The sequence below is a fragment of the Pseudomonas sp. GW821-FHT10C09 genome (assembly GCF_059415465.1).
Genome location: NZ_JBWKNG010000003.1, coordinates 254753 through 270108, shown reverse-complemented (window position 1 = coordinate 270108; position 15356 = coordinate 254753). Strand labels below are relative to the sequence as shown.

Sequence of the window (15356 nt, the reverse complement as noted above, 5' to 3'; positions counted from 1 at the left end):
GACAGGCGGACGGCCGGTTGCCGGGGTGTTGCAAGACTGAAACAACATGGCGGGCGACTCAACGATCAGAGCGCAACAGCGCCTCCACGCCCCCTTCCATCGACAACACGCAGGCCCGGTTACGCCCCGAATGCTTGGCCTGATACAACGCCGCATCGGCGCGTTCGATGAACACTTCAAGGCTGTCGCGCCCGGTCGGTATGAACGCGTAACAGCCCAGACTGACCGTCACATAACCCGTGGGCGAACCGCTGTGGGTGATGTTCTTGTCCATGACGCTACGGCGGATTTGCTCGGCAATCGCCAACGCGCCATGAATGTCGGTGTTGGGCAGCAACACGGCGAACTCTTCACCGCCATAACGCACCGCCAGATCGGCCTTGCGATGGCAGCAACTCTTCAGCGCTCGCGCCACCTCGGCCAGGCAATGGTCACCGGCGACATGGCCGTAGGTGTCGTTGTAGCGTTTGAAGAAATCGATATCGAGCATGACCAGGCTCAACGAACTCAACTGCCGGGCACCGCGCGCGAACTCGATGTCCAGTGCCCTTTCGAACAACCGACGGTTGGCCAGGCCGGTCAGGCTATCGTGAGTGGCAATCAGCTCCAGCGCTTCTTGCGCCTTGCGCAAATCAGCCTCGATCCGCTCACCGTCGCGCACTTGATGAATGAACACCCAGCCGAACAACCCCACGCCCAGGATCACCAGCGCCACAATGACACTGGATTGAAACGCCGTGTCGTACCAGCCCTTGAGCACCGCGTCCCGCGAGGACGCTGCGGAAACCACCAGTGGATAACCTTCCAGTTGACGATAGCCGTACAAGCGGACGATGCCGTCCACGACCGAACCGATCATCGCGTTGCCGGCCGGTGCGTTTGGCAGCAGGTTCTGGAAGATATCGCCCTTGGCCAATGACGTGTTGATCAGCGACTCCACAAAAGGCCGTCGCGCCAACAGTGTTCCATCGCTCAGGGCCAAAAACATCGCGCCCTTGTCATCGATGTTGAAGCTTTTGAAGAATTGATCGAAGTACGCCATCTTGATGCCGGCCAGCAGCACGCCCTGAAACTTGCCGTTCTTGTCGTTGATGCGTTTGGACACTGGAATGATCCACTCGCCATTCTGCCGACTGCGAATGGCCGGCCCGATGTGCGCGACCGACGACACGTTTTGCTGGTGAAACTTGAAGTAGTCACGATCGGCCACCCCCGCGCCCCGGGGCAAGTCCTCAAACGACGTCACCACCCACTGCCCCTGTTTGTCGAACAGGAAAATCCCGTGCAACTGGTCCAGCGACAGCACCCTGCGGGCAAAGGTTTTCTGCAAGCGCGGCCGTTGTGCAGTGCCATAACCGTCGGCTTGAATCCAGTCCACCAGGCTGGTCAGCACCAGGTCGGCTTTCATGAAGGTGTCTTCAGCCTGCTGCGCCATGGCCCGGGTCAGGTTCGACGACGCCACTTGCGCCTCGTCCAGATCGTGGCTGCGCGACTGCTCCAGTTGCAGGTACAACAAAGCACAAAGGCACAGGCACACCGTCGCGATAAACAGCACCGATGCTGTCAGCAGCGGCAACCGTTTCAACGCGCCGCCGGGGGCGTGATGCGGGTCGTGAAGAGGGATAGGCAAAAGCTCGTCCTGTAAGGGTAAGGCGTGGGCGAAGGCCCAAAACCCTTATTTTTTGTGAGCTTAGTCTACGCCGTGGTGTGGGGCAATTGTGCTTTGGACAGACGCCGCATCGCACTTTCCAAATGTGCACGAGCACTCTCGGCATCGCCCAAGCGCATTTGCTCATACGCCCGTTGCGCAATTTCGTGGGGCACCGGTTTCAGTTCACGCTGAGTGGCCATCGCCAGCAACTGCACCTGCGCGGCCCGTTCCAGGTAATACAGGTCGTCCCAGGCCTCGGCGATGGTCGGCCCGGCGACAATCACTCCGTGGTTCTTGAGAAACAAAATGTCAGCGTTGCCCAAGACGCCGGCAATCCGGTCGCCTTCGGATTCGTCGAGGGCCAGGCCGTTGTAGTGCTCGTCCACCGCCGTGCGACCGTAGAACTTCAAGGCAGTCTGGCCCAGCCACAACAGCGGCGCCCCCTCAAGCAAACACAACGCTGTCGCATGCGGCATGTGCGTGTGAAACGCGACTTTCACCCTCGGCAACTGTTGATGCAGCCGCGCGTGAATGTAAAACGCGGTCGCTTCAGGCTGCCCTTCCCCATCCACGACATTGCCGTGAAAGTCGCAGACCAGCAGATTCGCCGCCGTCACCTCGGCAAATGCATAGCCGTAAGGGTTCACGAAAAACACATCATCACGGCCTGGCACCATCGCCGAAAAATGATTGCAGATGCCCTCCTCCAATCCGTGAAGCGCCGCGAGTTGAAAACACGCCGCCAGCTCCGACCGGGCGGTGATGACGGCTTCGCTGTCCAGATTGAGGTCGGCATAACGCGCCGCACGAGTGGAGCCTGCAAGGGTGTGTGCCATGACAATGACTCCGTATTTTTACCAGCCGAGGGAGGTGAACAAGGGCACGACCTGATCCAGCGTGTTCAATATCGCGTCAGGCTGATAGTCCGGCAGTAACTGCCGCCCGGTGCCGCGATCGATCCAGACGCACCGGAAGTGCATGTCGCGGGCGGCGGTGTGATCCAGCGTCGGGCTCGCGCAAATGTGCACCACTTGGTCACGACGCACGCCAAGCTGTTGATGAGCGTAGTCAAACAGCCGCGGATCCGGCTTGTAGGCGCCCGCCTGCTGGGCCGTAATGACCCGGTCGATATGCCCGCCAAGTTGCGCGACGTTGCCGGCGATGATGTCGTCGTCGGTGTTCGACACAATGCACAGCTTGAAGCCCATCGCCTTGAGTCGGGCGAGCGTCTCGATCACTTCGGGGAACGGCGGCATCTGCGGGATGGCCGCGGCCAGTCTTTGGCTGTCCTCTGGACGAGACGCCAGCCCCAATTCTTCCAGCGCGAGTTGCAACCCCTGCGTACTCAACTGGCGAAACGAGCGATGCGGCGGAATTTGCTCAAGACGATGTTCATGCCGGTCGTACACCTCGATCAGGCGCTGGGCATCGACGCGGTGATCGCCCTTGTCACGCAAAATCTCGCCGACCACGGCGTTGAGGCCTTCGTCCCACTGAATCAGCGTGCCGTAGCAATCGAAGGTCAGCCATTCGGGGCGCGGGGTGTTGTTGAGTGTCATGTTCGTCTCCTCTGAAAGGTGATCCTCAGACTACGAGCCGTAGGCGATAGTGTGAAATTAAATTAGTATCGACTACTCAGTTGAAAAACAAATATGAAGAGGTGCGCCATGCTCGATCTTGAATTGCTCAAGACCTTCGTCTGCGTGGTCGATGAAGGCAGCTTCACCCGCGCCGCCGAACGCGTACACCGCACGCAGTCCACCGTCAGCCAGCAGGTGCGCAAACTGGAAGAGCTGGTCGGGCATTCGCTGCTGCTTCGCGACCGGACCGGGCAAAACGTCAACGTCACCGAACACGGCGAACTGCTGATTCACTATGCCCGGCGCTTGCTGGCCTTGTCGTCGGAGGCCGTTGAAGCGCTGTCCAGCGAGCTGGATCTGGAGATCCTGCGGATCGGCGTACCGGAAGACTTCGATGCGCGGCGCATGGCGTTGATCCTCGCCGGCTTCAACCGCGCGCGGCCAGAAGCCCGACTGGAAACGGTCAGCGGCATGAGCACTGATCTGAAACAGAAACTCGCCTCCGGTGAAATCGACATCGCCCTGATCAAACGCGAACCCGACAGCGGCCCGTGCTGGGCGGCATGGCCCGAGGCGTTGGTCTGGGTGAAAGGCATGGACGTGGATTCGGCCCATGGCGTGTTGCCTTTGGCACTGTTCCCGCAGGGGTGCATTTATCGCCAGCGCGCCATTCGATTGCTGGATGTGGCGCAGCGGCCGTGGCGGGTTGCGTTTGGCAGCCACAGCTTGACCGGGATTCAGGCGGCAGTGGCGTCGGGGTTGGGGATTTCCGTGTTGCCGGCCTCGGCGGTGTTGCCGGAGCACCAGGTGTGTACCGATTTGCCTGCGTTGCCGCCGACGGAATTGGCGTTGATCAGTCGTGAGGGCGCACTGACCGGGTTGCAGCGCGGACTTGTGGAGTTTTTGCGGGGAGAATTGACGGTCCTGCCGGCCTGAAAAGATTTGTCACGCTTGTAGGGCAGGCATGACCCAAGGCAAGACCCGGATGGCGTTGGAGGCGCTACGCTTACACTTACATCATGACAAGGAATCGAAATGAGTAAGGCAGACGAGCTCGCCACGAAGTTGAAACACACCGGATCCACCCACGCCGATCAGGCGATCGACAGCTGGCCGAGTCAGGTTTACGAGCTGTATCACCAGATCGAGGGTTGGCTGCATCCGTTGACCGAGGTGGGATTGGTCCTGCGGCGTAATCCCACTCATGTGTTCGAGAGCAGTCAGGACGGGGAAACGTTCGACTATGCCATCGACCAACTGCTGATCGAAGGTAATCGCCACACCCTGACGTTCGATCCGGTAGCACGCTTCACCATGGATGGTGCGGGACGCGTCGAGGTTCACTCCAAGGGTAAAGAACTCGCCCTGTTGCGCACCGTGGACGAGCACGGTGAGACGCATTGGTGGCTGCAAACGATTGAGCAGTCCAATGAGCAAACGGATGCGGTGGCATTGACCGAGCACCTCTTGCTGACGGCGGTGCAAGAGGGATTAGAACTCTAGACCACCGCGACTTAAGGGGAACGTGCTGTGTCCCCTATTGCACACCCGGCCCCGACGCTACCACCGAACCCGTCGCCGCACGCCAATCCATCGCCGGCACGGGTGCGGGCCGATTCAGCGCCTGCAACACCGGGGCGTCATAACCATACACATCAGGCTTGAACGCCACTCGCCCGTCACTCTCCAGGTCCACCGTCCAATACGCCAACAACACCGGCACTTTCACGGGAAGCCGGATGTTCTCGGTCTTGCCATTGGCCAATTGTTTCTGAATGCCGGCGCTGTTCCATTTCACCGGATCGTTGAACAGCAGCTCCACCAGTTGCAGCGGGTTCTCGACCCGAATGCAGCCCGAACTGGTCGCCCGGACAGTTTTGGCAAACAACTCGCGGTGCGGCGTGTCGTGGAGGTAGATCGCATAGTCGTTGGGGAAGCGGATCACCACCTGGCCCAGCGAGCTGTCAGGCCCCGCATCCTGACGCAGGGTCAGCCCGCGTGCATTGTTCCAGTCAACGGTCGACGGATCGAGCACGTTGCCTTCTCGATCCAGTACGCGTATCCGGTTGGAGGCCAGGTAGCCTGGATTGGCCTGGACTTTTGGTATCACGTCTTCCTTGAGGATCGTCGGCGGCACCGTCCAGGTCGGGTTAAAGGTGATGTAGGTAATCTGCGCCTGAAAAATCGGGGTATTGCGCGCCGTTTTACCGACTTGCACCCGGGAGCGCCAGATCGGTTGGCCATCGCGGTACATCGCCACCTTGTAGCCGGCGATATCGACGATAACGAACGTGCCCTGCAGTTTATAAAGCAGCCAGCGCGCCCGCTCCATGTTCACCCGCACCTGGTCGATGCGCGCCTCGACGGGCACATTCAGAGCCGCCAGGGTCGTCGCCCCCGCCATACCATCCGCGCCAAGGTACTGCTCGGTCTGATACTTCTTCACCGCTGCGGTGACGGCGCCATCGTATTTCGTACCGCGGATCAACCGCGGATCGAGAAAGCCTGCCGCGACCATCCTCGCGCGCAACTGTGCGACAGCGGGCTCGTCCATGCCGGGCTTGAGGGAATGATCAACAACCACTTTCGGCCAGCCACCCCGATCCCGAATGCCGCGCAGTTGAGCCAGGGCCTGACGCAAACTGACGTACACCGCCTCTTGCGGGGGCGCCTGGGCGAAAGCACTCGCCACGTCGTGATTGTCGAGCGCAGCGAAGAAGGCGTTGATGTCGTCACGGGGATCGACGCCGTTCGAATCAAAATTCCAGTGATTGTCCAGCCGTGCCGGGTCGACCTTGCCGCGCCGCAATTGCAGCAGCGCGGTAATAAAGGTGTGAGTGGTGGCGATATCAAACGCTGCACGCTGCTCAGTCGAGGCGGTCAGGGTTTGCACCGAAGGTTGAGTCCGGACAATTTCATCTATACGAAAATCCGCCGGGTTCAAACCGTCGGCCTGGAGGTTGTTCAGGCTTTTGATCAACTGTGCGACATCGCTGTCGTTGGTCCACGCCGCGCGATAGGCGCGATGGGTATAAAAATCCATGACCAGACGACTGACATCCACCCGCCGATAGCGTTTTGAAGTGAGCAAGGGAGGGAATGCGGTTTTCAATGGCGCAAGCGTCGCCTGAATCGTTTGAGCGACGTTGTCGTCCGCTGCGGCATCCATCACGGTGCTCGGCGCAGTTACCGGCTCAATCGGCGAAGTTTCGGCGACTGCTGCACCGCTGATCAGAAAGCCCATAAAAAACATGCGGCTTATGACGAATAACCTTGTTAATTGCACCATGGATAATCCTTAATCTCCCGCATTCACTCGCTAGCTTCCCACGCACTGCTAGACTCGAACTTAACATGATGAGACATCTATATGGCGCTACTACGTTTTGGCCTTCCATTGGCGGCCCTGCTACTGACTGCAATGTCCGTACCGTCAGCCTACGCCGATTCGCTGGCCGCCGCCCTCGTCAAAGCAGCACCCGGTGCCGACGCTAAAGTCATTAACCTGGCCGTCCGCGCTTCACAATGCAGCATCGCTCAAGGCGCAGCCCCTGTCCAAAGGCTTGCGATCATCGACTATTCCCTTCCTTCGACCGAACAACGGTTGTGGGTGTTCGACCTTAAAAAACGCAAGTTGCTGTTCCATGAACTGGTTGCCCACGGTCGAAACAGCGGCGAGAACATGGCCGTCAACTTCTCCAATCAAAACGAAAGCTTCGCCACCAGTCTCGGCTTGTACCGGACACAGTCAAGTTATGTCGGGCAAAACGGTTACTCGCTGCGCATGGAAGGCCTGGAACCGGGTTTCAACGATAACGCCTTTGACCGGGCGATCGTGATTCACGGCGCGCCCTATGTGAATCCAATGCTGGCTCGGGTCAATGGCCGTATCGGTAGAAGTCTCGGCTGCCCGGCAGTCAGGCCGGCGATTGCGCATCGGCTGATTGATTCGATGAAAGATGGGCAGCTGTTGTTCTCTTACTATCCGGATCAGCGCTGGTTGAAAACCTCTTCGTATATCAACTGCGGCAGTGGCACGGTCGCGTCGGCGTCCAAATCCACTGTCCGCAAGTAAATACCGCGCGCCCCTCCCCCTCAGTCTTTTGAAAGGCAGCCCTCGTTAGCCTCGCCGTCAACTCCACGTTGACGGGCCGGGCTCAGCGGCATGCATCCACGATTCAAACCTCTGGATTGTATTTAGTGTTTATTATCCGTTCGGGGACGGCTCTGCGTTAACGCGGGGCTGATGAGAATCCATCAAAAAAGTCCGAGAACAATGAAGAACATAAAAAGCACAATGATGCTCGGTGGTTTGTTCGCTCTATCGTTTGGCGTTCAGGCAGAACCCTCGCATCTGGACAGCGTCATCCAGCAAGGCCAACTTCGCGTATGCACCACGGGTGACTACAAACCCTATACCTCCAAAGCCGAGGACGGCGAATACTCAGGCATCGACATCGCCATGGCCCGCTCACTGGCGGACAGCCTCGGTGCCAAAGTTGAATGGGTGCCAACGACCTGGAAAACCCTGATGCCGGACATGCTGGCGGGTAAATGCGATATCGGCATGGGCGGTATCTCGGTGACCCTGGAACGGCAGAAAAAAGCCTTCTTCAGCACCACGCTGGACGTCGACGGCAAGATCCCGCTAGTGCGTTGCGAAGATCAGGCGCTGTACCAAACCATCGAGCAAATCAACCAGCCTAAAGTGCGACTTGTTGAACCGGCCGGTGGGACGAACGAAGCGTTTGTTCACGCCTTCCTGCCCAAGGCGCAACTGAGCCTTCACGACAACGTGACCATCTTCCAGGAACTGCTGGATAAGAAGGCTGACGTGATGATCACCGATGCTTCGGAAGCGTTGTACCAGCAGAAACTCAAACCCGGTTTGTGCGCAGTGAACCCGAGTCAGTTCATGCAGTACGGGGAAAAAGCTTACCTACTGCCGCGCGACGACATCACCTGGAAGGTGTATGTCGATCAGTGGCTGCACTTGGCCAAGGTGACGGGCAGTTACCAGAAGGTTCTAAGCCAGTGGATAGCAACGCCCGAGACTAAATAAGCCGCTAGTTACCGCCCCCCCATATCAGGCAAAACGCAAAACGGCGGAATCACTTCCGCCGTTAGTTAATCGTCGTGCAACAACCCCGAACTGTACTCGCCGAAGCTGTTGCCGAGCGCACTGCCATGGAAATTCATCTTGGTGGCGTTGTTGGTCGGCCCCGGGCCAAAGCCGGCAGACGGCAGCGTGGCTTCCGAATATTCGCTATGGGTGCTTGCGCCCGAACAGGCACTCAACAGCACTGCACCACCGATTAGCACGACTTTGAAGAGATTCGAGATCATTTTTCAGTTCCCTGTGGGATGGAGGGCGCGGTGATGCGAGGTTGAGTTGTCATCCTAGGCTGCAATTTCGGTGGGGATTATGAAACTTCGCAGGTCGACAGCGTTGGTTCAGGTTGGATGTTTTGGCCGGTTCAACGGTCGCAGAACGTTACAAAGCCAATCGCCTGACGGGTGACCCCATCCAGCCAAATGACATCAGACGTTGCTAGCGGTGCTTTGCTCCATGTGAGCCATGAGCAACGAAGATGGGCAGACCTCGCCCTTACTCTTTTTCGAGACACGATGAATGAAGCAATGGCGAACATGGCTACCCATATTGATGCTGCTGACCTTGACGGGCTGCGCAACGCCACCACCCAAAGACCAGAACAACCTCTGCAATATTTATCGTGAATACCCTGACTGGTATGAAGACTCGCTGAAGATGCAGGAAAAGTGGGGCACGCCTCAACATGTGGCGATGGCAATCATGAAGCAAGAAAGCAGTTTTATTTCCGATGCCTTGCCACCTCGCGACTACCTGTTGTGGGTTATCCCTTGGGGCCGAGTCAGTTCCGCCTACGGTTATGCGCAAGCGCAAGACCCGGTGTGGGGCGAGTACAAAAACGGCACCGGAAATGGCGGCTCGCGTGACAACTTTGATGACGCGATCATGTTCATAGGCTGGTACACAACCGGCACCCAGCGCCAACTCGGAATCTCCAAATGGGACGCTTACAACCAATACCTGGCGTACCACGAGGGCCGTGGGGGCTATCGTAACGGCACCTACCTCGGCAAGCCTTGGCTCATGCAGGTTGCGCGCAAAGTAGAACAACAATCACAGAGTTATAATTCGCAGCTCAAGCTTTGTCGTCAGGCGCTGGAAGATGATCGTAGTTGGTTTTTTTGAATTGGGCACTTGACGAGTGTGTACGAGAAAAGGGGCAGACCTATTTAATTCGTCTGCCCCTTTTAGCACTCAATCAGAATGCCTCAACCGGCTTCTTCGCCGCCTGAATAATCTTGTTAGCCTCTAACCGCGGAAACGAAAACCGAATCAACAACCCCGCATCAGCCCCTTCCCCCGCAAGCACCAACTCAGCAGACCTCGTGTTATCAGGCGAAGCATTCAACGCGCCAATCGCATTCGACTGCCCTTTGGCATTCACACCCTCCAGGAACGTATAGGTCAAATTCCCAGAGGTCAGGCCGACCTGTTCAAAGTTGGCTAACTTCGCGGTCAACTCGTCTTTGCTGCTCACTTTCTTCGCGACTTCGACCACATCCAGCATCGACTTATCATCGGTCATGGAAACCAATGTGAAGGTCTTGGAAAGACCTGCGATGGCCTTGCCATACAAATCCTGATCGAACGGGCTGATCAACGACACCATGATCAACTTGTTACCCGAGAACACCAACGCCACGGTGAATTTCTCTTCGAGGAAGTCGACGTCGTCGATGCACCTTGCCGTCCCGCCGACATCTTCAGAGCAGTCGTAGTAACCCGAGGCTTCGGTGTAGTTCACGAGGGGGGATTGATAGACGTAGTTCTTGAAGAGCTTTTCTTCGGCGGCGGCGCTTTGCGCAAATACAAAAATGCTGGCGGTAACAAAAGCCAGTGATGCAATTTTCTTGAGCATGGGATCCCTTCCTCGAACAGCTTTGTAATTAGTAGCCAGATGCTATCAGTCCGCCTAATAACTGTCTCGCTCAATACCTTTTCCGGCATCCGGAGGATTAACCTCGCACGACTCGCCTCAACCCAACCAGCCCATTCCTGATAAACTCCGGTCTTTCGCCCCACCGATTCCAGACCCCCAATGCCCCCAATCACTGCCGCACCCGCCCCGCTCTCCCGCCGCTTCTCCGTCGCCCCGATGATGGACTGGACTGACAGACACTGCCGTTTTTTCCTACGTCTATTGTCGAAGAACGCCCTCCTCTACACCGAAATGGTCACGACCGGCGCGCTGCTCAACGGCGATCACGATCGCTTCCTCCGTCACAACGAAGCCGAACACCCGCTCGCCCTGCAACTCGGTGGCAGTGTCCCGCTGGACCTCGCCGCCTGCGCCCGCATGGCCCAGGAACACGGCTACGACGAGGTGAATCTCAATGTCGGCTGCCCGAGTGACCGGGTGCAGAACAACATGATCGGCGCGTGCCTGATGGGGCATCCGCAGTTGGTGGCCGATTGTGTGAAGGCGATGCGCGATGCGGTGTCGATTCCGGTGACGGTGAAGCACCGCATCGGGATCAACGGACGGGACAGTTACGAGGAGCTCTGCGATTTCGTCGGCACGGTTCGGGATGCCGGGTGCACGAGTTTTACGGTACATGCGCGGATTGCGATTCTGGAGGGGCTGTCGCCGAAGGAGAACCGCGACATTCCGCCCCTGCGTTATGACGTAGCGGCGCAGTTGAAGACGGATTTTCCGGAGCTGGAGATTATTCTCAACGGCGGAATCAAGACGCTGGAGGCCTGCCACGAACATCTGCAGACGTTCGACGGCGTGATGTTGGGCCGCGAGGCCTATCACAATCCTTATGTGATGGCTGAGGTGGATCAGCAACTGTTCGGCAGTACGGCGCCGGTGATCAGCCGCGCCGAGGCGCTGGCACAGTTACGGCCTTACATTGCCGCGCACATTGATGCGGGTGGCTCGATGCACCATATCACCCGGCATGTTCTCGGATTGGGCACTGGGTTTCCGGGGGCGCGCAAGTTTCGGCAGTTGTTGTCGGTGGACATTCACAAGGCTAAAGAGCCTTTGGCGTTGCTGGATCAGGCAGCGGAGTTACTTGAGGGGCGCTAACGGTTAGCGATTGGCGAGTGAAGCAACCAGGCTGGATTTCCCGCAGCCTGGTGTATGTGTCAGAGCGCTGCTGCCTCAGTCCAGTTGACCCAGCCAAATGCCCAGGTTGCCAGGATCAACAAACCAAATACGATCCGGTACCAGGCGAATACGGCGTAACTGTGGTTGGCGATGAACTTGAGCAAGCCGCGCACAGCGATCATGGCGAACAAGAACGCCGTGATAAAACCCAGGGCAAACACTGGCAGGTCGTCGGCCTGGAACAGGTCTCGATACTTGTAGCCTGAGTAGACCGCGGCACCGACCATGGTCGGCATGGCCAGGAAGAACGAAAACTCGGTAGCGGCCTTGCGCGACAGACCAAACAGCAGCCCACCGATAATGGTCGATCCAGAGCGTGAGGTGCCCGGAATCATTGCCAGGCACTGTGCGAAGCCGACCTTCAGGGCGTCGGTCCAGCGCATATCATCAACATTGTCGACATACACCACATGTTCACGCCGCTCTGCCCACAACATGATAAAGCCACCCACGACCAATGCCACTGCCACGGTGATGGGATTAAACAGATACTCATGGATCTTATCGGCGAACAAAACGCCCAAGACAACGGCCGGCATAAAACCGATGAGCAAGTTCAAAGTAAAACGTTGTGCATTACGTTGAGTTGGCAGGCCCGTGACGATCTCGAGGATTTTCCGACGAAACTCCCAGACAACCGCCAGGATTGCACCCAGTTGAATGATGATATTAAAGGCCATCGCCCGCTGACCGCCGAAGTCGAGCAAGTCCGCAACAATAATCTGATGCCCTGTACTTGATATTGGCAAAAACTCTGTCAGCCCTTCGACCACACCTAAAATCAATACCGACACAGTAGTCCAAAAATCCATCAATCCTCCCCATCGACAAAAACACATCCACTGACGTGCTTTTAATGCATCGCTAAAGAGAAATTAAAACGCATTCAGCTGCGCATTAAAACCCTATGTTAATTATTGTCCACCACTACAACTAACAACCCTGATGTTATACAGAGATCAATGCTAGTTAGTTCAGCACCAAAGAAAGCTCAAACTGACATGTCAAGTAACCCAGTGCTGATCATTCATAACACTCACCCACAAAGTCACTCAGCGACTGCGTTAACCGGCAGCACAGCGTATCGAGCTGGAAAGGCGGGACAACAAACCAAGCGATGGCACAATGACACTCTTTTGCCAGCCACCATCAATCACACAGGAGCGCAATGATTCCTAACAAATTAACCAGCAATGTTAAAAAAAATGTGATGCCAGTGAGAAAATCCCATGAAATGTTACCAATTGTCAGTCACGGATGAGAATCAGTGCTTTAACATCCAAATGTCAGCACCCAGCCGAGTCAAAGCATGATGCTTACAGGGAAAATAACGACTACCAGCCACAGTCACGCGAAGGAGGTGACCGGTATTCTCACCATTGGGCGGACCCAAACATTAGTGGAGGGCTTTAAGACTTTAGTAGCAAGCCACGTCCCGAATGATATACCTGTTGATACAATGTGCTACAGCAACTCTTTCAGAAAAAATCAAGACTCTCATTCGTACCGAGCAGTCTTCATTGTCATTGACAGCCCTCAGGCGTTTGTTGAAAGCCTTGCCCTCGTTGAAAATATGCGTGCTGACAACCATGCACTCATTATTTTTGTAGCGATCACCGGTAGAGGCACCTATAACAAGATGAAATATTATCTTGCCGGGGCCGACTATTGTATTAAGTTTGGTACTTTGGCTGACGAAAACTCGGACGTGCTTTCCGAGTTTTTTAATAGCGCGGAATGGCAGAAGCAGCACAATTTGCTCCTGGACCCCACTCGCATGTGCCTGATTGGAGACTATAAAAGACTGGATGTATCGTTTCCGGAAATGAAGATTCTAGAAGCATTTTCCGGCACAAAAAACCAAATATTGAGCCACGATGAAATCGCCAGAATCATGGGGCTTAATATTAATTTTTATGACCCAAGGGCATTGGAAAAGTCTATCAGCCGCCTTCGCGGAAAGATAAAAGGGCTGTATGGCACGAATGCCATTCAAAGTATTCGTGGTCATGGATATCGTTTAATCAGGGGTCTGATCTCGACCGCCTGATGATTAGTATGCAAGGGAGTTATTGCAGTATGAACGCAACGGGGAGCGCGTCTCACATCTATCGTGCGAGTCATTATTTGTCTCGACAATTGATCCTCACTCGCGATGACTGCCCATTTGGCAGCGAGATCAGAATACAGTTTGACGACAATCAGGTTCCGCCCGCTCGTGCCTCCTGTGCGCCACCGATGCAGCAGATGAGTGGCATCTACAGTGAAGTACTGATGCAGACCCGACTGATTGCCCTTTCGCTAAAAGACCGCAACGTCTCCAGCGAAAATAAATACCTGAGCCGACGATTTGTTTGCGTAGGGCAATCAGATCTCGCCAGTCCTGCACTCACCGAAGAGTTGATCCAGTGCAACGATTCGCTGAGCAATTTTGGCCAGACACTGGCTGTCGCTCTTAATGAACTGCCTCTTTCGGCGGTGAGTTTCATCGACAAGAAGAAAATCCTCAACAACATCTATTTATTGAAAGATCATGGGATAGAAATCGCTTTCGACGGTTATGACATCCACGACGAAAGTATCGAGATCTTTACCACCCTGAATCTATTCGACTATATAAAAATCCCCCTTTCAACCCTAGACTTTGACCTTAAAAAAACTGGCAATCCTGAGTTATTCAATCGACTCCATGAACGCATGACCATGCTGACTCACACCACCAAAGTCGCCTTTATAGCCGACAGAGTCGAGCAAGCTGCCAGTCATATACTGGCACGCGCGTTGCCCTTTGATTACTTCCAAGGGAGCCATTACTCCCCTGCCGACATCCTTTTGAATTAAACCGAAAGTACACTTCAGGAGAGAAGACATGGAAAGCAGCACAACCCTCCCCAGAAAATATTTTGTCGTCGTTACTCACAGCTCGGCATTACAACTTGAGCTTGAAGAGTTGCTGTCGAACGAGCGATACAACTCATTTGGCACCGCACAGGCAAAAATGTTTGTCGAAGGTGTTTCCCCACCCTCTTCAGCCCCTAAACTCATGGAGTTTTTCTCCCCTCACCTGGACAGCATTGTTCCGTCTGTTATCAAACGTGATACACAGCGTATGCTGTCGTCTTTCGAATCCGAGTGGCGAACAGCCCAGCCCGACACGCGGTTCAGTAACAGCAACTCTCGTATAGATGAAGCCTCGGACGCCATGTATAGGGCGGCCAAACCACTCAACTCCCATACAGAGGCCTGGCGGCTGAGCAACAGCAACGGTGCATTGATCAAAGATGACATCGAGGTTGTCTTGACTGGACTTGAGGCCACGCTGGTCAAAAAAATGCTCAACCATGAGGATCGTGTCGTCAGCAAAGATGATCTTATTCGGAGCATCGGCAGAGAGCCCGAACATTATCGCGGTCTCGAGATGTGCCTTAGCCGACTACAGGAAAAGTTTAAAAATGCCAGTAATGGCGAACGCCTGTTCCGAGCGGTCAGGAATCGAGGTTATTGCCTGATACAAAACATCATTCGAGGAAAAAGCCTCACCTGAACAAACGCAATGATCCTGCGGTAGTGCATTACAAAAATAAGAAAGCACACTATTTCACACTTCCCCCTGCTCCCTCGCCGCTCAAACACCCCCTCCCAGAAACACCTCACCACCCAACTTACATTTATCGACTATTTCTAACACCACGCCCATCAACATTAACAACCAATGGCACTAACCCCCCGTTAGAAGTCGTCAGACAGCCCACAGCTCAATAAATTAATCTATTCACTGGCGAGCGCACCGCATAGTGGCATTTCGCTCACCAATGCTTTGCCTTCTTATAAAAATAATAACGTTTGCTTCATAAACTTTGGCTGTTGTCTGTCGACGCGCGAATGGACGTATTTTGG

Annotated in this window: 16 protein-coding genes; 9 read left to right on the top strand and 7 right to left on the bottom strand. The window is 55.5% G+C overall.

What is annotated here, in order from left to right:
• Window positions 1-58: 58 nt before the first annotated feature.
• The 3 genes from AC07N8_RS04220 to AC07N8_RS04210 all read right to left on the bottom strand — a co-directional run bounded on the left by AC07N8_RS04220 (window position 59) and on the right by AC07N8_RS04210 (window position 3210).
• The gene (locus AC07N8_RS04220; RefSeq protein ID WP_483840180.1) at window positions 59-1630 is read right to left on the bottom strand and encodes a sensor domain-containing diguanylate cyclase; all 1572 of its coding nucleotides are present in this window, start codon (window positions 1628-1630) and stop codon (window positions 59-61) included.
• 65 nt (window positions 1631-1695) lie between these two features.
• On the bottom strand, window positions 1696-2487 hold the full coding sequence (locus tag AC07N8_RS04215) for an aldolase (RefSeq protein WP_483840181.1): 792 nt from the start codon (window positions 2485-2487) through the stop codon (window positions 1696-1698).
• An 18-nt stretch (window positions 2488-2505) separates the two neighbouring features.
• Entirely contained in the window at window positions 2506-3210 is a 705-nt protein-coding gene (locus tag AC07N8_RS04210) for a haloacid dehalogenase type II (protein ID WP_483840182.1), read from the bottom strand.
• A 108-nt stretch (window positions 3211-3318) separates the two neighbouring features.
• On the opposite strand from AC07N8_RS04210, the gene AC07N8_RS04205 reads away from it, so the two are divergent.
• Both AC07N8_RS04205 and AC07N8_RS04200 read left to right on the top strand, forming a co-directional pair.
• Entirely contained in the window at window positions 3319-4167 is an 849-nt protein-coding gene (locus AC07N8_RS04205) for a LysR substrate-binding domain-containing protein (protein ID WP_493142064.1), read from the top strand.
• Window positions 4168-4266: 99 nt separating this feature from the next.
• Window positions 4267-4734 carry a hypothetical protein gene (locus tag AC07N8_RS04200; protein ID WP_493142066.1) on the top strand — a complete coding sequence of 156 codons (468 nt, stop codon included), beginning with the start codon at window positions 4267-4269 and terminating at the stop codon, window positions 4732-4734.
• A gap of 34 nt (window positions 4735-4768) precedes the next feature.
• On the opposite strand, the gene AC07N8_RS04195 is transcribed toward AC07N8_RS04200, so the two are convergent.
• Window positions 4769-6520, bottom strand: coding sequence for a L,D-transpeptidase family protein (locus AC07N8_RS04195; RefSeq protein WP_493142068.1), 1752 nt, complete (start codon window positions 6518-6520; stop codon window positions 4769-4771).
• Between the two features lie 81 nt (window positions 6521-6601).
• On the opposite strand from AC07N8_RS04195, the gene AC07N8_RS04190 reads away from it, so the two are divergent.
• Together AC07N8_RS04190 and AC07N8_RS04185 are read left to right on the top strand one after the other, a co-directional pair.
• Window positions 6602-7306 carry a murein L,D-transpeptidase catalytic domain family protein gene (locus tag AC07N8_RS04190; RefSeq protein ID WP_483840186.1) on the top strand — a complete coding sequence of 235 codons (705 nt, stop codon included), beginning with the start codon at window positions 6602-6604 and terminating at the stop codon, window positions 7304-7306.
• A gap of 201 nt (window positions 7307-7507) precedes the next feature.
• Window positions 7508-8293: a transporter substrate-binding domain-containing protein gene (locus AC07N8_RS04185; protein WP_483840187.1), complete on the top strand. Its 786-nt coding sequence runs from the start codon at window positions 7508-7510 to the stop codon at window positions 8291-8293.
• A gap of 65 nt (window positions 8294-8358) precedes the next feature.
• Here AC07N8_RS04185 and AC07N8_RS04180 read toward each other — a convergent pair whose 3' ends face one another.
• Window positions 8359-8577 (bottom strand): hypothetical protein, encoded by a 219-nt coding sequence (locus AC07N8_RS04180; RefSeq protein WP_483840188.1) that lies wholly within the window; start codon window positions 8575-8577, stop codon window positions 8359-8361.
• 286 nt (window positions 8578-8863) lie between these two features.
• On the opposite strand from AC07N8_RS04180, the gene AC07N8_RS04175 reads away from it, so the two are divergent.
• Window positions 8864-9469: a transglycosylase SLT domain-containing protein gene (locus AC07N8_RS04175; RefSeq protein WP_493142070.1), complete on the top strand. Its 606-nt coding sequence runs from the start codon at window positions 8864-8866 to the stop codon at window positions 9467-9469.
• A gap of 73 nt (window positions 9470-9542) precedes the next feature.
• On the opposite strand, the gene AC07N8_RS04170 is transcribed toward AC07N8_RS04175, so the two are convergent.
• A complete protein-coding gene (locus AC07N8_RS04170) occupies window positions 9543-10202 on the bottom strand; it encodes a hypothetical protein (protein WP_483840190.1) in 660 nt (219 codons plus the stop codon).
• Between the two features lie 180 nt (window positions 10203-10382).
• Here AC07N8_RS04170 and dusA point away from each other — a divergent pair, with 180 nt between their 5' ends.
• Window positions 10383-11378 carry a tRNA dihydrouridine(20/20a) synthase DusA gene (gene dusA / locus AC07N8_RS04165; RefSeq protein WP_483840191.1) on the top strand — a complete coding sequence of 332 codons (996 nt, stop codon included), beginning with the start codon at window positions 10383-10385 and terminating at the stop codon, window positions 11376-11378.
• A 59-nt stretch (window positions 11379-11437) separates the two neighbouring features.
• Here dusA and AC07N8_RS04160 read toward each other — a convergent pair whose 3' ends face one another.
• Window positions 11438-12271: an undecaprenyl-diphosphate phosphatase gene (locus AC07N8_RS04160; protein ID WP_483840192.1), complete on the bottom strand. Its 834-nt coding sequence runs from the start codon at window positions 12269-12271 to the stop codon at window positions 11438-11440.
• Between the two features lie 497 nt (window positions 12272-12768).
• On the opposite strand from AC07N8_RS04160, the gene AC07N8_RS04155 reads away from it, so the two are divergent.
• From AC07N8_RS04155 to AC07N8_RS04145, 3 genes are read left to right on the top strand one after another with little or no spacing between them, the layout of a single operon-like run.
• Window positions 12769-13509, top strand: coding sequence for a winged helix-turn-helix domain-containing protein (locus tag AC07N8_RS04155; protein WP_493142072.1), 741 nt, complete (start codon window positions 12769-12771; stop codon window positions 13507-13509).
• Window positions 13510-13538: 29 nt separating this feature from the next.
• Window positions 13539-14300, top strand: coding sequence for an EAL domain-containing protein (locus AC07N8_RS04150; RefSeq protein ID WP_493142074.1), 762 nt, complete (start codon window positions 13539-13541; stop codon window positions 14298-14300).
• Between the two features lie 28 nt (window positions 14301-14328).
• A complete protein-coding gene (locus AC07N8_RS04145) occupies window positions 14329-15003 on the top strand; it encodes a winged helix-turn-helix domain-containing protein (RefSeq protein ID WP_493142076.1) in 675 nt (224 codons plus the stop codon).
• The last annotated feature ends 353 nt before the right edge of the window (window positions 15004-15356 follow it).

What these genes read in the sequence shown, in the direction of transcription:
- AC07N8_RS04215 (WP_483840181.1), bottom strand. Translation starts at nt 2,487, where the DNA reads ATGGCACACACCCTTGCAGGCTCCACTCGTGCGGCGCGTTATGCCGAC.
- AC07N8_RS04210 (WP_483840182.1), bottom strand. Translation starts at nt 3,210, where the DNA reads ATGACACTCAACAACACCCCGCGCCCCGAATGGCTGACCTTCGATTGC.
- AC07N8_RS04205 (WP_493142064.1), top strand. Translation starts at nt 3,319, where the DNA reads ATGCTCGATCTTGAATTGCTCAAGACCTTCGTCTGCGTGGTCGATGAA.
- AC07N8_RS04200 (WP_493142066.1), top strand. Translation starts at nt 4,267, where the DNA reads ATGAGTAAGGCAGACGAGCTCGCCACGAAGTTGAAACACACCGGATCC.
- AC07N8_RS04195 (WP_493142068.1), bottom strand. Translation starts at nt 6,520, where the DNA reads ATGGTGCAATTAACAAGGTTATTCGTCATAAGCCGCATGTTTTTTATG.
- AC07N8_RS04190 (WP_483840186.1), top strand. Translation starts at nt 6,602, where the DNA reads ATGGCGCTACTACGTTTTGGCCTTCCATTGGCGGCCCTGCTACTGACT.
- AC07N8_RS04185 (WP_483840187.1), top strand. Translation starts at nt 7,508, where the DNA reads ATGAAGAACATAAAAAGCACAATGATGCTCGGTGGTTTGTTCGCTCTA.
- AC07N8_RS04180 (WP_483840188.1), bottom strand. Translation starts at nt 8,577, where the DNA reads ATGATCTCGAATCTCTTCAAAGTCGTGCTAATCGGTGGTGCAGTGCTG.
- AC07N8_RS04175 (WP_493142070.1), top strand. Translation starts at nt 8,864, where the DNA reads ATGAAGCAATGGCGAACATGGCTACCCATATTGATGCTGCTGACCTTG.
- AC07N8_RS04170 (WP_483840190.1), bottom strand. Translation starts at nt 10,202, where the DNA reads ATGCTCAAGAAAATTGCATCACTGGCTTTTGTTACCGCCAGCATTTTT.
- dusA (WP_483840191.1), top strand. Translation starts at nt 10,383, where the DNA reads ATGCCCCCAATCACTGCCGCACCCGCCCCGCTCTCCCGCCGCTTCTCC.
- AC07N8_RS04160 (WP_483840192.1), bottom strand. Translation starts at nt 12,271, where the DNA reads ATGGATTTTTGGACTACTGTGTCGGTATTGATTTTAGGTGTGGTCGAA.
- AC07N8_RS04155 (WP_493142072.1), top strand. Translation starts at nt 12,769, where the DNA reads ATGATGCTTACAGGGAAAATAACGACTACCAGCCACAGTCACGCGAAG.
- AC07N8_RS04150 (WP_493142074.1), top strand. Translation starts at nt 13,539, where the DNA reads ATGAACGCAACGGGGAGCGCGTCTCACATCTATCGTGCGAGTCATTAT.
- AC07N8_RS04145 (WP_493142076.1), top strand. Translation starts at nt 14,329, where the DNA reads ATGGAAAGCAGCACAACCCTCCCCAGAAAATATTTTGTCGTCGTTACT.